At 55.8% G+C, this 12,709-nt stretch carries 10 protein-coding genes and 1 riboswitch; of the genes, 2 read left to right on the top strand and 8 right to left on the bottom strand.

Annotated elements, in window-relative coordinates:
• The first annotated feature begins 327 nt into the window (after window positions 1–327).
• Window positions 328–918, top strand: coding sequence for a GNAT family N-acetyltransferase (locus FHC49_RS14840; protein ID WP_220440184.1), 591 nt, complete (start codon window positions 328–330; stop codon window positions 916–918).
• Window positions 919–936: 18 nt separating this feature from the next.
• On the opposite strand, the gene FHC49_RS14835 is transcribed toward FHC49_RS14840, so the two are convergent.
• A complete protein-coding gene (locus FHC49_RS14835) occupies window positions 937–2,556 on the bottom strand; it encodes a mechanosensitive ion channel family protein (RefSeq protein ID WP_185666337.1) in 1,620 nt (539 codons plus the stop codon).
• A 265-nt stretch (window positions 2,557–2,821) separates the two neighbouring features.
• Here FHC49_RS14835 and FHC49_RS14830 point away from each other — a divergent pair, with 265 nt between their 5' ends.
• Entirely contained in the window at window positions 2,822–3,406 is a 585-nt protein-coding gene (locus FHC49_RS14830; protein ID WP_220440183.1) for an NAD(P)H-binding protein, read from the top strand.
• A gap of 108 nt (window positions 3,407–3,514) precedes the next feature.
• Here the strand turns inward: FHC49_RS14830 and uca are convergent, their stop codons facing one another.
• The 7 genes from uca to FHC49_RS14795 all read right to left on the bottom strand — a co-directional run bounded on the left by uca (window position 3,515) and on the right by FHC49_RS14795 (window position 12,708).
• Window positions 3,515–7,117: an urea carboxylase gene (gene uca / locus FHC49_RS14825; RefSeq protein WP_220440182.1), complete on the bottom strand. Its 3,603-nt coding sequence runs from the start codon at window positions 7,115–7,117 to the stop codon at window positions 3,515–3,517.
• Window positions 7,118–7,269: 152 nt separating this feature from the next.
• Window positions 7,270–7,902, bottom strand: coding sequence for an urea amidolyase associated protein UAAP2 (locus FHC49_RS14820; protein ID WP_185666340.1), 633 nt, complete (start codon window positions 7,900–7,902; stop codon window positions 7,270–7,272).
• Window positions 7,903–7,913: 11 nt separating this feature from the next.
• Complete coding sequence (locus FHC49_RS14815; RefSeq protein WP_185666341.1) at window positions 7,914–8,630, bottom strand: urea amidolyase associated protein UAAP1; 717 nt, start codon at window positions 8,628–8,630, stop codon at window positions 7,914–7,916.
• A gap of 4 nt (window positions 8,631–8,634) precedes the next feature.
• Window positions 8,635–9,411: an ABC transporter ATP-binding protein gene (locus FHC49_RS14810; RefSeq protein WP_185666342.1), complete on the bottom strand. Its 777-nt coding sequence runs from the start codon at window positions 9,409–9,411 to the stop codon at window positions 8,635–8,637.
• On the bottom strand, window positions 9,408–10,223 hold the full coding sequence (locus FHC49_RS14805; protein ID WP_185666343.1) for an ABC transporter permease: 816 nt from the start codon (window positions 10,221–10,223) through the stop codon (window positions 9,408–9,410). The genes FHC49_RS14810 and FHC49_RS14805 overlap by 4 nt, the downstream gene beginning before the upstream one ends.
• A gap of 17 nt (window positions 10,224–10,240) precedes the next feature.
• Complete coding sequence (locus FHC49_RS14800) at window positions 10,241–11,299, bottom strand: putative urea ABC transporter substrate-binding protein (RefSeq protein ID WP_220440181.1); 1,059 nt, start codon at window positions 11,297–11,299, stop codon at window positions 10,241–10,243.
• A 57-nt stretch (window positions 11,300–11,356) separates the two neighbouring features.
• Window positions 11,357–11,455: riboswitch (guanidine-I (ykkC/yxkD leader) on the bottom strand.
• A gap of 212 nt (window positions 11,456–11,667) precedes the next feature.
• The gene (locus tag FHC49_RS14795; protein ID WP_220440180.1) at window positions 11,668–12,708 is read right to left on the bottom strand and encodes an ABC transporter ATP-binding protein; all 1,041 of its coding nucleotides are present in this window, start codon (window positions 12,706–12,708) and stop codon (window positions 11,668–11,670) included.
• Window position 12,709 lies beyond the last annotated feature (1 nt).

Below are 12,709 nucleotides of genomic sequence, written 5' to 3'. Positions count from 1 at the left end.
ATCCGGCGCGGCAGCTTCACCAGAGCCGTCCTGACGGACGATGACCTGATGGCTGGGGTTTTCCTGTGCCAGAATGCTGGATTCTCTCTTACGCCTTACTGGTGCGCATAATGTATATTATGTTAAATTGGATCTGGTATCGCTAACTCGCTGGTCTGAGTCAAATACTCTTGTCTCCTGGGCCATTCTCACCTGCATCCGTTCTCTGGATGCAGGTACACTGCGACAAACAAGAACACACGATGACCATTCTTGCTGATAAGAAAATTTGCTGACATGATGGTTAAGACCTGATTCAGCTACGTAAAATAACCGTAAGGCCGCAATATGCCCCCTACTTTACAAGGCTCTCTTGTAACGCTTCGTCCTCTGCTGAAAACTGATGCTCCGCTATTGATTGATGCAGCTGAAGATGGTGAACTTTGGTCCCTGCCATTTACGGTAGTCCCGTCTGCTGACACCGTTGATTCGTACATCCAGAAAGCCCTGAAAGGTCAAGCCGATGGCACGGTCATGCCGTTTGCTGTAACGCTCTCATCCGACCAACGTGTCATTGGGTCAACGCGTTTATGGAAGATTGATCGTGAAAACCGAAAGCTCGAAATTGGGCATACCTGGTATTCACAAAGCTGGCAAAAAACAGCCGCAAATACCGAGAGTAAACTGCTGCTGCTGCGATACGCCTTTGAGCAACTTAAGTGCATTCGCGTTCAGTTTACGACTGATGTATTGAATGAGCGTTCTCAGGCCGCCATTCTCCGCATTGGCGCGATCCAGGAAAGCATTATCAGAAACGAACGAATTATGCCCGATGGTCGAAAACGTACTTCCATCCGCTACAGCATAATTGATGACGAATGGCCGCAGGTTCAGAGCAACCTTGAGCGCCGCCTCTCCGGTTACAGGCAAGAGAAATGATCCGGTGTATCCTGCGCCCTATAGACGCCCTTCTCCTTCAGGAGGAACCGCCGGGGCTGGGTACCAGTTTTCTTTTGCAACCATCACGGAACCTTCAGGCTGCATGACAAAATTCGGCGACATGATCTGCACGTTAAACTCGTTAAACACATCCTGAATATGGCTATAGAGTTCATTGCGCGCTTCGGCTAAAGATTGGCCGTCTAACAGACACACCTGTAATTCATAGGCAATATACCAGTCCATCAGGCTGAGCTGACGTACCAACGGCGGATGATTCTGGTCGACTCCCCTCGCCCGCTTGGCGGCGAGTTCAAGCATGGCATGAACCTGTCGCCAGGGCGTGTCATAGCCGATGGTTACACCGACCGTCAGATTGATCCCGCCGCCATTGGTCTGTGCGCTCAGGTTGGTAATTTTGCCGCTTACCACCACCGCATTGGGCACCGTAACAACATAATTTTCGCGAGTAATAATCTTGGTGGCCAGCATGCCAATTTCACTCACCAGCCCTTCGTTATCAGCCACGCGGATCACGTCGCCTTTACGTAGCGCACGGGAATAAATAAGCACCAGTCCACTCATCGCGTGGTTCATTATTCCCGCCGAGCCCAACGTCAGCATCAAACCAAAGAAGACGCTGATGCCTTTAAACGCTAATGAATTGGCTCCAGGCAGAAAAGGATAGGCTGCTGAAAGTGCAAAAAGCCACACCATGACTGAGATGAGTTTACGCGTGGCGCCTACCGTTTCCGGATGGATACCCGGAAGCTGTAGACGCCCGGCCGCAACCTGATCAAGCACCACTTTAAGCAGTTTTAAAATAAAGGCGGTGAGCAAGAAAATAACCAGTACTATCAGTAGACCTGGCAAAGCAGAAACGACAGAAAGTGCGATGTCCTGAATGACTTTTACAGACCAGTCGCCCAAAGAAGCACCCCAGATACGGGTCCAGGGGAACAGGCTGAATGCCCAACTTAGCCAGAGATAGAGAGCCATAATTCCGAGCAGGATAACCAGCAGTGCATAAAGACGCGTTTCGATTGCGCCAATAAAACGTCGCCAACTTTGTGGGATCCAGCTGCGATTTTCAATGATACGTCGCCGATACAGACGCTTCACCCAGCGCCATGACCGATAAGAACCATACCAGAACAGCACTAGCCCCAGCAGGCCTGCCGCGGCCTTTACCGTTGAGAGCACAAGCCAGCGACTATTATACTGATCCCGTAGCGCCGTTCTTTGCGCTTCCATACGCACCAATACGCGCTGCGCAGCCTGATCGAGCGTGAGATCGTCCCCCTCGTCAAGATCGCCTTCCGTCAGTAACATCACCGGTTTGCCGTTCATAACAATGAGTTTGCCGGGTTGGTTATAGCGGGTAACTGATAGAAGCTTAAGCGGTTCCCGGACGTCATCTTCAGTGAAATTCCGCAGCGTATTCCTGATGCGTAAAACCCGCTCTTCCGGAGTGGTGAGACCAAATTTGGCCTGCAGCATGACAATAGGTTGGTGAAAAATATAGACCGTACGCGCACGCTCTTGTTGCGTGGGTTCCTGTCGGGGTTCAGCCGCTGACGCGACATATGTGGTTATCGTGAAAAGACATGTCAGAAAAGCGAACAGAATTCGTTTCATTTCCATCCTCATCTCACGAAAATTATTATTATTTTCAAATAGCCCGCGGACTATATCTCTTTAATGTTTGAGCATAGACCAGTCGTTCACTTCTGCAATGATTCACCTGGGTATATTCTGTAGCTGTAGTAATGAGTTCCTCGCCAAGATTAACTTGAAAATTATTATTCCGGATTTTTGAATTCTGAAAGCAAAACTAATCCACATACAATGATAAACACGTTCTTTATACTTGCCTCATTCTGATGACGAAAGAGATATCAAAATGACTAAGGTATTGATTTTGGGTGCTGCGGGTTCCCTGGCGCGGGTGGCGACACGCTATCTGCTGGATAATAGCGATGTTCATCTCACCCTGTACTTACGCAACGCCAAACGATTAAACAATCCCGACCCATCTCGAGTAACGATTGTGGACGGCGATGTGCTCAACGCGGAACAACTGACAGGCGCCATGCATGGCCAGGATGCGGTCTATGCCAATTTATCAGGAAATATGAAACAACAGGCGCACTGCATTGTTAAAGCGATGACATCAACCGGTATTACCAGGCTGATTTTTATTACTTCAATGGGTATTTACGATGAAGTTCCAGGTGAAAACCACGGTAGCGTATTAACGCCGTACCGGGAATCCGCCGCTGTGATTGAAGCATCCGATCTGGACTATACGCTGATCCGTCCCGCCTGGTTTACAAACGGAAGTGAAGTGGAATATGCATTAACGCATAAAGGGGAGAATTTCTCTGGTAGCAACGTTTCCCGATTAAGTATTGCCGATTTAATTAATCGACTGGTGACGACGCCTGGACTCTATTCACGGGAAAGTTTGGGCATTGCCCGCATTTAGAACCAGAGTGGAAATGGCCTATTGCCTAACGCCTTTCTCAGATAGAACGCCAATGTCATTCATCACGAAGCCCTGGCGGCCTCACCAGCCGCCAGAGCATGAATGACATCAGACCGTTTTTTCCAGCACTACCACACACTGGCCCGCTCGCACCGAAGAACCCGGCTGAACGCGCACCTGGCTGACCACGCCGTCCTGCGAGGCTACCAACGGGATCTCCATTTTCATCGACTCCAGGATCACCAGCACGTCCCCTTCGCGCACGGTTTTGCCCACCTCAACGTTGACCTGCCACAGATTGCCTGATATCGGGCTGTCGATACCCGCCTGTCCTGGCCGCAACGGCGCATCATCGCCCTCATCCGCCACCACGTCGCTGCTGTCAAAATGTGCCTGACCGTTGGCAATCCAACGCTCGCGCTCTGCGTCAAATGCCCCCTGCTGATGGGCGCGGAATGCGTCAATGCCAGGGGCTTCATCCGCGAGGAACTGCTGGTAGTCCGCCAGATTCAGCGTGGTATGTTCAATACGCAGCGGATAACGGCCCAGCGGAAAGTCACGGCGAATGGTCAGCAGTTCGTCGGCAGAGACCGGGTAGAAACGAATCTGGTCAAAAAAGCGCAGCAGCCACGGCTTACCACCAAAATCATCAACCGCGTGATAGCGATTCCACATCTGCAACGTACGGCCGACGAACTGATAGCCGCCCGGCCCTTCCATGCCATAAACGCAGAGATACGCCCCGCCAATTCCCACCGAGTTTTCCGCAGTCCAGGTTCGGGCCGGGTTGTACTTGGTGGTAACCAAACGATGGCGCGGGTCGAGCGGCGTCGCGACCGGCGCCCCAAGATAGACATCCCCTAATCCCATCACCAGATAGCTGGCGTCGAACACCGTCTTATAGACTTCATCGATATTCGCCAGATCGTTGATACGACGAATAAACTCCAGGTTGCTCGGACACCATGGCGCATCGCGGCGCACGGTGGTCATGTATTTATCGATGGCTTTCTGACACGCCGGATCGTCCCAGGAGAGCGGCAGCCAGACGATACGCGATGGCACCGACAGCGACGCCTGCTCGCAAACGCCCTGCCATACCCCGGAAACTATCTCCAGAAGGGTTGCCAGACTCAGCGTTTCCGGCTGATAGTGAATTTGCAGTGAGCGAATCCCCGGCGTGAGATCGACGATCCCGCACAGTGATTTCTCTTCCAGCGCCTGCATCAACGCATGCCCGCGAAAACGCAGCACCAGATCCAGCTCCGGCTCGCCAATCTCCAGCAACAGGTGAGTATCACCGGAGAGTCGCGCCACCAGGCGCTGGTCTGCACGCCCTTGTTCCAGCACCACCGGCGACTCAAGGGCGACAGGTTCCCAGGCAACCTCTTGTGGTTCGAGGGTGGCGATCTCAGCTTTCTGAGCCTGCGCCAGACGGCGCGCAGTGGCGATATCAACCGGCACAAAACGGATTTTATCACCGGCTTTCACCTGCCCGACCGCCGGTAAATCAGCCTCAATAATGGTCACCGGGCAGACGAATCCGCCCAGACTTGGGCCATCAGGCCCCAGGATCACCGGCATATCCCCGGTAAAATCGACCGCGCCAATGGCATATGGGTTGTCGTGAATGTTTGACGGATGCAGACCCGCCTCACCGCCGCTCTCACGAACCCACTCCGGCTTCGGCCCGATCAGGCGCACGCCGGTCCGGCTGGAGTTAAAATGGACTTCCCATTCGGTGGCGAAAAAGGTCGCCATATAGCCCGGCGTGAAATACTCCGGCGCACCGTGTGGGCCGTAGATCACCCGTAGTTCACGCACGGTACCCAGTGTGGCGCGCAGTGCATTTGGCAGTTCGTTCTCCTGAACGGGTTCGGTTAACGGCGCAATATGCAGCACGTCACCGGTGCGCAGCGCCCGTCCGGCGTGGCCGCCGAACTGCCCCAGGGTGAAGGTACTTTTGCTGCCCAGATAGTCCGGCACGTTGAACCCGCCGCGCAGACAGAGGTAGCTGCGTACACCCTGATGGCTGATTTCGCCCATACGTAAGGTCATGCCCGCTCGCACGGTGAAAACACGATTATTCACCAGCGGTTCGTTGTCCAACGTCAGCGCAATCTCTGCGCCAGTGACCACCAGTTGTGCATCGCAGTTAAATTTGAGCGTCGGGCCGCTGAGGGTAATTTCCAGCGCGGCGGCACTTTCATCATTGCCCAACAGACGGTTACCTAGCCGCAGCGCTCGGCTGTCCATCGGGCCAGAGGGCGGAACGCCTACCGCCCAATATCCTGTACGCCCGGGATAATCCTGCACCGTGGTCTGCGTACCCGCGTTAAGCACCTCCAGCGTGGAGGCCTGATAGTTGAGCCCTTCCAGGCATCGGGTCCAGGGTTCACCGCGAACAAACGGTGTGAAGGTTAAAATCTGCTGCAGGTAGCTGCGGTTGGTTTCCACACCGTAAAGACGTGTCTCTCCCAACGCGGTATGTAACGCCTGAACGGCAGCTTTGCGCGTCGGTTGCCAGGCGATGATTTTCGCCAGCATCGGGTCAAAAAACGGCGGGATATCGCAGCCGGACTCCACCCAACTGTCGATACGCAGCGTACGGCGATCGTTTGCCGGAAACACCACTTCGGTAAGCAGCCCCGGAGACGGCTGGAACTGGCGGCCGGGATCTTCAGCGTAAACGCGGGCCTGAATAGCATGACCATTCGGCTTGAGGGTTTCACGCAATGCCGCCAGCGGGGGCAACGTCCCCGCCGCCAGTTCAATCATCCAGCGTACGAGATCGACGCCCCATACCTGTTCGGTTACGCCGTGTTCAACCTGCAGGCGGGTGTTGACTTCCAGGAAGTAAAACCGCTCGGCGTGGCTATCGTAGACAAATTCGACGGTACCCGCACTGCGGTAGTTGACCGCTTTACCCAGCTTAATCGCCGCTTCACACAGTGCATTTTCCATGCCGGCAGGCAGGTTTGGCGCGGGAGTCTCTTCCAGCACTTTCTGGTTGCGGCGCTGTACCGAGCAGTCGCGCACACCGAGAGCAATGACGTCTCCTCTGCCATCGCCAAACAGTTGTACTTCAAGATGTCGCGCCCGTTCGATGTATTTCTCGATAAACACGCCCGCGTCGCTAAAGTTGTTTTTCCCCAGTCGCACCACGGCGTCGAACGCATCGTTCAGCTCTTCAGCGCTATAGCACACGCGCATGCCGATACCACCGCCGCCCGCCGTGCTCTTCAGCATCACCGGATAGCCGACCTGCTCAGCAGCGTTCAGCGCTTCGTTCACATCCGCCAGCAGTTCCGTGCCTTCCAGCATCGGTACACCGTGCAATTTCGCCAGCGCACGCGCGGTATGTTTCAGCCCGAACAGACGTAGCTGTTCCGGTGTGGGGCCAACAAAGGCGATCCCTGCTTCTTCACAGGCTTCCGCAAACGCCGCGTTTTCCGACAAAAATCCATAACCCGGATGAATGGCCTGGGCGCCACTGGCCTGCGCCGCGGCAATCAGTTTGTCTATCACCAGATAGGTATTGGCCGCCGGGCCCTCGCCCAGGCTCAAGGCTTCATCCGCTTCACGGATATGCAGGCTGCTGATATCAGCCTCAGAATAGACCGCCACGCCGCGCAGATGCATGGCGCGCAGGGTACGCAGGATGCGGCAGGCAATCGCCCCGCGGTTCGCAATCAGGAGTGTCGTCAACATAGGTCAGACTCAATCGTGGCGGGTCGTCCCGCCGGAATTCGGCTCACCCATGGTCGTCCACGGGGGCAAAGGCGTTTACGGCAGGAGGCGTCCGGCACGGACTTCAAACAGGCGATAAATCACCTGACGCAGGCGTTGCCAGCGAGTTGGCGTTAGTTCCATATCAGCACCTCGGCAGGCGTTGGGTTCCAACCGTTGCAGGGGTTGTTCAACTGTGGGCAGTTGGAGATGAGCACAATGACGTTGCACTCGGCGCGCAACTCCACGTATTTACCCGGCGCGGAGATCCCATCCTCAAAGGTCAGCCCGCCCTGGGGCGTCACCGGTACGTTCATAAAGAAGTTGATATTCGCGCCAATATCGCGCTTTTGCAGGCGGCCGTCGTGCAGGCAGGCGCAGAGAAAGTTATCCCGGCAGCTATGCATGTGCCGTTTGTCGAGAGCATAACGTACGGTATTGCTCTCCTGTGCGCAGGCGCCGCCGAGCGTATCGTGACGGCCGCAGGTGTCGGCGACGATGGTCAGCAGCGGGTTGCCGAGGTTTGAGTAGAGCACGCTGCCGCTGGTGAGATAGGCATTATTCTGGCGACGCAGCGTACGCTGGGCATCGTAGCGTTCACGGGGTTTATCCGCGTTATAGAACAGCGTGTCTACTGCCTGATTGCCTTCCAGATCGAGCAGACGCAGCGTTTGCCCTTTCTTCACTTCAAACAGGTAAGGTTCACCCGCCGGGATCACATGGCGGAAGCTGGCGTGTTGGGCTTGTTTCTCGCTGGCTATGGTCATCTTGTGGCTCCTTAGAGGGCAAAAAGTTGGGTGTTGGTAAGGGCGCGTTCGTTTTCCGGTCGCGTCAGCAACGCGTTAATAGCAGCGTCTTCATCTTCAGCCTGTCTCCAGCTCAACTGCACCGGGCGCGGCGCATATTCGCGGGACGGATCCATGGGATGTTGAAGCGCGGTCATCACTATCAGCGTGTCCATCGGCGCAAACAGCTCGACATAGCTACCCGGCTGCGAATGGCCGCTGTGGAAGCTAAACTGTCCGTGGTCATCTACCGTGACCTTGCTGAAGACGTTGATCACCATCAGCAGATCCTCAAGGTTGAGATCCCACTTACCCATCTCGACCAGCAGGTTGTCGGTGCCGTTACGGTAGAAACCGTTTCGCAAATCCTGGTAGCGCCCCTGCCCGTATTTTTCCGCCACTTCCTGTGCGTTCAGTACGCCGCCAAACGGGTCGTGCCAGCCGCTAGTATCGGCAGTGATCCCGGCCAGCACGCGGCCCATGTCGGAGTAAAAACAGTGCCCGGCGGTGAGGCGCGCTGTGTGCTGACCTTTCAGCGTATCGGGCAGGTTCAGACGCTCGCTTTTGTGGTGCGGGTTAAGCATCAGCAGGCTGACGTTTGCCCCGCCGTCTATATCCGTCATGCGTAGGATCTGTCCGCGTTTGAGCACGAATGACAGGTGTCCACCGCCTGGCAGAACCTCTTCGCGCAATGGTGTGTTCGTTTTCATAGGGTTACCCTTTTAATGCATAAACGTTGTCGGGAGCCGTACCGCTCAGCGCGGAGAGCCGCGTCTCGTTAAGCGGAATGTCATAAGTAATGCGCGCGCCAAAGGCATTCGGTGCCTGCGGGTCTATGCGCACTTTGTCGAACACCAGTAAACGGGTGCCGAGGTTGAAGCCTTCGGAAAGATCGTGCGTGACCATAAATACGGTCATCCGGGTTTCACTCCACAGTTGCAGCAGCAGCGCATGCATGTCTTTGCGGATGCCGGGGTCGAGTGCGCCAAAGGGTTCGTCAAGCAGCAGCACGCGGGGCTGCATAATGAACGCCTGGGCGATGGCTAAACGCTGCTGCATGCCGCCGGAAAGCTGTGCCGGGTACTTATCCAGCGCATGGCTGAGACCCACTTTTTCCAGCATCTCCGCTGCCCGTTCGCGCGCCGCGCGTTTTTTGGCACCGAACAGTCGCCCGAACAGCGGCGATTGCGGCAGCTCAAGCCCAATGGTGACGTTATCCAGCACGCTGAGGTGTGGGAAAACGGAATAGCGCTGAAACACTACGCCGCGACTGCTATCCGGCTCGGCGCTTAGCGGCTTACCATCCAGGGTAATTGTTCCACGGCTTGGCGCTTCCTGGCCAAGCAGCAGGCGCAGGAACGTCGATTTTCCACAGCCGGATGCCCCAACCATCGAGCAGAACTCGCCCGCTTTGACCTGCAGGTTCAGACGCTCCAGCACGACGTGGTCGCCATACTCCTGCCAGATATTGTTGATAGTGATAAAGCTCATGCCTTCCCTCCTTCCGCCCAGGGAAAACAGGTTTTATGTAACTGACGTAGCCCCAGATCCATCAGCCATGCCAGCAACGTGATCCACAGGACGTATGGAATAATCACGTCCATGGCCATATAGCGGCGCACGAGGAAAATGCGGTAGCCCAGCCCGGCAGTGGACGAAATCGCCTCGGCCGAAATCAGGAATAACCACGCCGATCCCAACAGCAGACGCAGCGAGGTCAGCAGACGGGATAGCAGCTGTGGCAGCACCACGCGCAGGACCAGCGTCCAGCTGTTGGCCCCCAGCGTTTGGGCTTTAATCAGGATCTCCGGCGGGATTTCGCAGGCGCGATGCTCCAGATCGCGCGCCAGCATCGGGGTGATGCCAATAACAATCAGCATCACTTTCGACAGTTCATCCAGCCCGAAAACGATAAACAGCACCGGTAATATCGCCAGCGGCGGGATCATCGACAGCACCGTCATCAGCGGTGACAGCGACGCGCGCCACAGCGGGAACACGCCGGAGGTCACGCCAATACACAGGCCCAGCAGTGAGGCAATCGCCAGCCCAACCAGCAGACGCGCCAGGCTGACCAGGGTATCGACCCAAAACAGATACTCTCCGCTGCGTTTATCCGGGGTAAACGCCATCCGCGATAGCGCGTCCAGCATCTGCTGTAGACCCGGCAGTAGCTTGTCCTGCGGGTTCGCTTCCAGCCGCACTGCAGAGCCAAAAAAGTAGGCCGCAAGCAGCAGGAAGAAAGGCAGCATGACCAGCATCAGCCGCAGACCAGAAGTGGGATGACGATTAATTTGTCGCATGGAAATTCCGTCCGTTATCACAGCGTGCCGGCAGCGGCCATTTTCACGAAGCTGTCGTCAAAGCGCAGTTTGACGTTACGGGCATCGCCTTGGGTTACGTTGCCCGGGAAGCTCATGCCGATAAAATCAGCGCTCTGCGCACCATCACCCAGTAGACCTTTATCGAAGGAGAACGCGGCCACGCGCTGCATGGTTTTCGCCAGTTCAGGAGAGCTGATAAAGGCAATATTGTCCTGCGGCGTATAGAACAGATGGGTGGTTTTGAGCTGTGCCTGATACCCAGCCAAATCGGTACCGGAGGCGGCGGCCATCGCATTTAGCGCGTTAGCATCCTGGGCTTTCATCAGCCCCATCATCTCGTACCATGCGCCGGTCAACGCTTTGCCGAGCGCCGGGTTGTCCTTCAGGGTTTCGCTGTTCACCACCATCATGTCGATAAGCTCGCCCGGCACCTGCGAAGAGCTGAACACTTCGGTGGTTTTTGGGGTGCCTTTGATGACGGAAAGCTGCGGGTTCCAGGCCACTGCGGCCTGTACGCTAGAGGTGCCGAACGCCGAGACAATATCAGCATCCGACGTGTTCACCACGGTGACGTCTTTCTCCGCCAGCCCGGCTTTTTCCAGGCCACGGACCAGCAAATAGTGAGAAACGGAGAGTTCTGGCAGGTAGACCTTCATCCCTTTCAGGTCTTTGAGGGTTTTGCCCTCGCCTTTCATCACTACGCCGTCATTGCCTTCCGAGTAGCTACCGAGGATCAACGCGGTGGAATCCACCCCACCCGCAGCGGGAATGGTGAGCGCATCCATATTGGTCATGGTGCAGCCGTCGAACTGACCTGCGGTGTACTGGTTGATGGATTCGATGTAGTCGTTAAGCTGGACAACGTTGATTTTGATGCCGTACTTGTCGGCCCATTTATCGATGATTTTGCTACTGCTGATGGTGCCCCACGGCATCCACCCGGCGTAAATGGTCCAGCAGACGTTGAACTCTTTTTTCACTGCAGCAAAGGTGGGGAGACTGACCAGCATTGCCAGCGACAGTACAAGAGAGCGGAGTAATGGCGTTTTTTTCATGCTTGACCTCTGAGTGGCACAAAATTAGGGGGCAGCGCGACACCAACTGGTGCTGCTGTCTCCCGGGCTTTTGTCCCGCCGTGTAACCTCTCAGAGGTCGCCCGCTCTCGGACCAGTCATTCACCGAAGTGAACCGGAACCCTAGCCAGCTATTGGTCAAATTGTGTGTGCTGCCCTTTCATATTTATCTAAGCAAGGGGTATGCCAGGTTTTAATTATCTTGTTTTTCAGGTTATTAGCGATTTCCAGCAGTGCCGATTCACTATTTTGGGGAGGGTTTGTGGGGCGGGTGCACTGCGGTGGTGCCGGGAGGATGTTATACAGAACAACAATGATTCCCCGGCACGCGAACGCACGGATAGAACTCGTCAATAATCGCCTAACACGCAGGCATTTCCCTCTATCTTCAGCACTACGGCCATATTCACCTGCCATTTTTGCAGACTGACCGTTTTCACTTGCAGCACATCAGGCCATGCCGGAGAGGTGAGCGTTAGCGTTGAAAAATGGCCGGTGAAATCCACATCGACGATGGTCACGGCCTGAGCCGGATTGCTGTCGGATAGATAAGGCGCGATAACGACCTGTTCAGGACGCAGCATGATGCGTTTTTCACCGCGCGTGAGTGGGTTATCCACCGGGATCGCGCCCAGCGCGCAGTTTGCCACCCCGCCGCTCACCTGCGCCGGGAAAATCAGCGCATCGCCGAGAAACAGCGCCGTAGCTTCATCCACCGGTTGCGAATAGACCGCCATCGGCGTCCCAACCTGGGCGAAGCGTCCCTTGCGAATCACCGCAATCTGGCTGGCAAACGAGAGCGCCTCCTGCTGGTCGTGGGTGACCAGAATCGACGCCACCCCGGCCTCATCTAACAGATCCGCGGTGGCTTTGCGCGTTGCTGCACGCAGCCCGGTATCCAGCGCAGAGAACGGCTCATCCAGCAGCATCAATACCGGCTCCTGCGCCAGGGCGCGCGCGAGCGCAACACGCTGCTGCTGCCCGCCGGAGATCTCATGCGGCCAGTGATTGGCCAGTTCATGGCTGAGGGAGACCAGATCCATCAACTCTGCTACCCGACGCTGATTGTCCTTTTTTGACCCCTTCAGGCCGTAGGCAATATTATCGGCCACTTTCATATGCGGGAATAAGCCACCTTCCTGCGGCACAAAGCCGATGCCGCGCTGGTGCGCAGGCACAAAGGTGTTGGCATCAAACAACGTTTTGCCATTCAGGACAATCTGCCCGCTGTCCGGCGATTCAAAACCGGCCAGAATACGCAGCAAGGTCGTTTTGCCTGAACCGGACGGGCCGACAATCACCGTGCGGGAGGACGGCATCACCGTCAAGCTCAGATCCTCAAGCACCGGCATCTGGCCAAATTTTTTGGAGATATTCGTTAATTCAATCATC

Origin of the sequence: Kluyvera sp. EC_51 (genome assembly GCF_019584505.1) — a bacterium.
Classification (GTDB): domain Bacteria; phylum Pseudomonadota; class Gammaproteobacteria; order Enterobacterales; family Enterobacteriaceae; genus Kluyvera; species Kluyvera sichuanensis.
The sequence above is the reverse complement of the archived record's forward strand: the minus strand, read 5'-3'. Positions and strand labels throughout refer to the sequence as shown.

Bases quoted from the DNA above. Each gene is read 5' to 3' on its own strand.
- FHC49_RS14840 (WP_220440184.1), top strand. From the start codon at position 328: ATGCCCCCTACTTTACAAGGCTCTCTTGTAACGCTTCGTCCTCTGCTG.
- FHC49_RS14835 (WP_185666337.1), bottom strand. From the start codon at position 2,556: ATGAAACGAATTCTGTTCGCTTTTCTGACATGTCTTTTCACGATAACC.
- FHC49_RS14830 (WP_220440183.1), top strand. From the start codon at position 2,822: ATGACTAAGGTATTGATTTTGGGTGCTGCGGGTTCCCTGGCGCGGGTG.
- uca (WP_220440182.1), bottom strand. From the start codon at position 7,117: ATGTTGACGACACTCCTGATTGCGAACCGCGGGGCGATTGCCTGCCGC.
- FHC49_RS14820 (WP_185666340.1), bottom strand. From the start codon at position 7,902: ATGACCATAGCCAGCGAGAAACAAGCCCAACACGCCAGCTTCCGCCAT.
- FHC49_RS14815 (WP_185666341.1), bottom strand. From the start codon at position 8,630: ATGAAAACGAACACACCATTGCGCGAAGAGGTTCTGCCAGGCGGTGGA.
- FHC49_RS14810 (WP_185666342.1), bottom strand. From the start codon at position 9,411: ATGAGCTTTATCACTATCAACAATATCTGGCAGGAGTATGGCGACCAC.
- FHC49_RS14805 (WP_185666343.1), bottom strand. From the start codon at position 10,223: ATGCGACAAATTAATCGTCATCCCACTTCTGGTCTGCGGCTGATGCTG.
- FHC49_RS14800 (WP_220440181.1), bottom strand. From the start codon at position 11,299: ATGAAAAAAACGCCATTACTCCGCTCTCTTGTACTGTCGCTGGCAATG.
- FHC49_RS14795 (WP_220440180.1), bottom strand. From the start codon at position 12,708: ATGATTGAATTAACGAATATCTCCAAAAAATTTGGCCAGATGCCGGTG.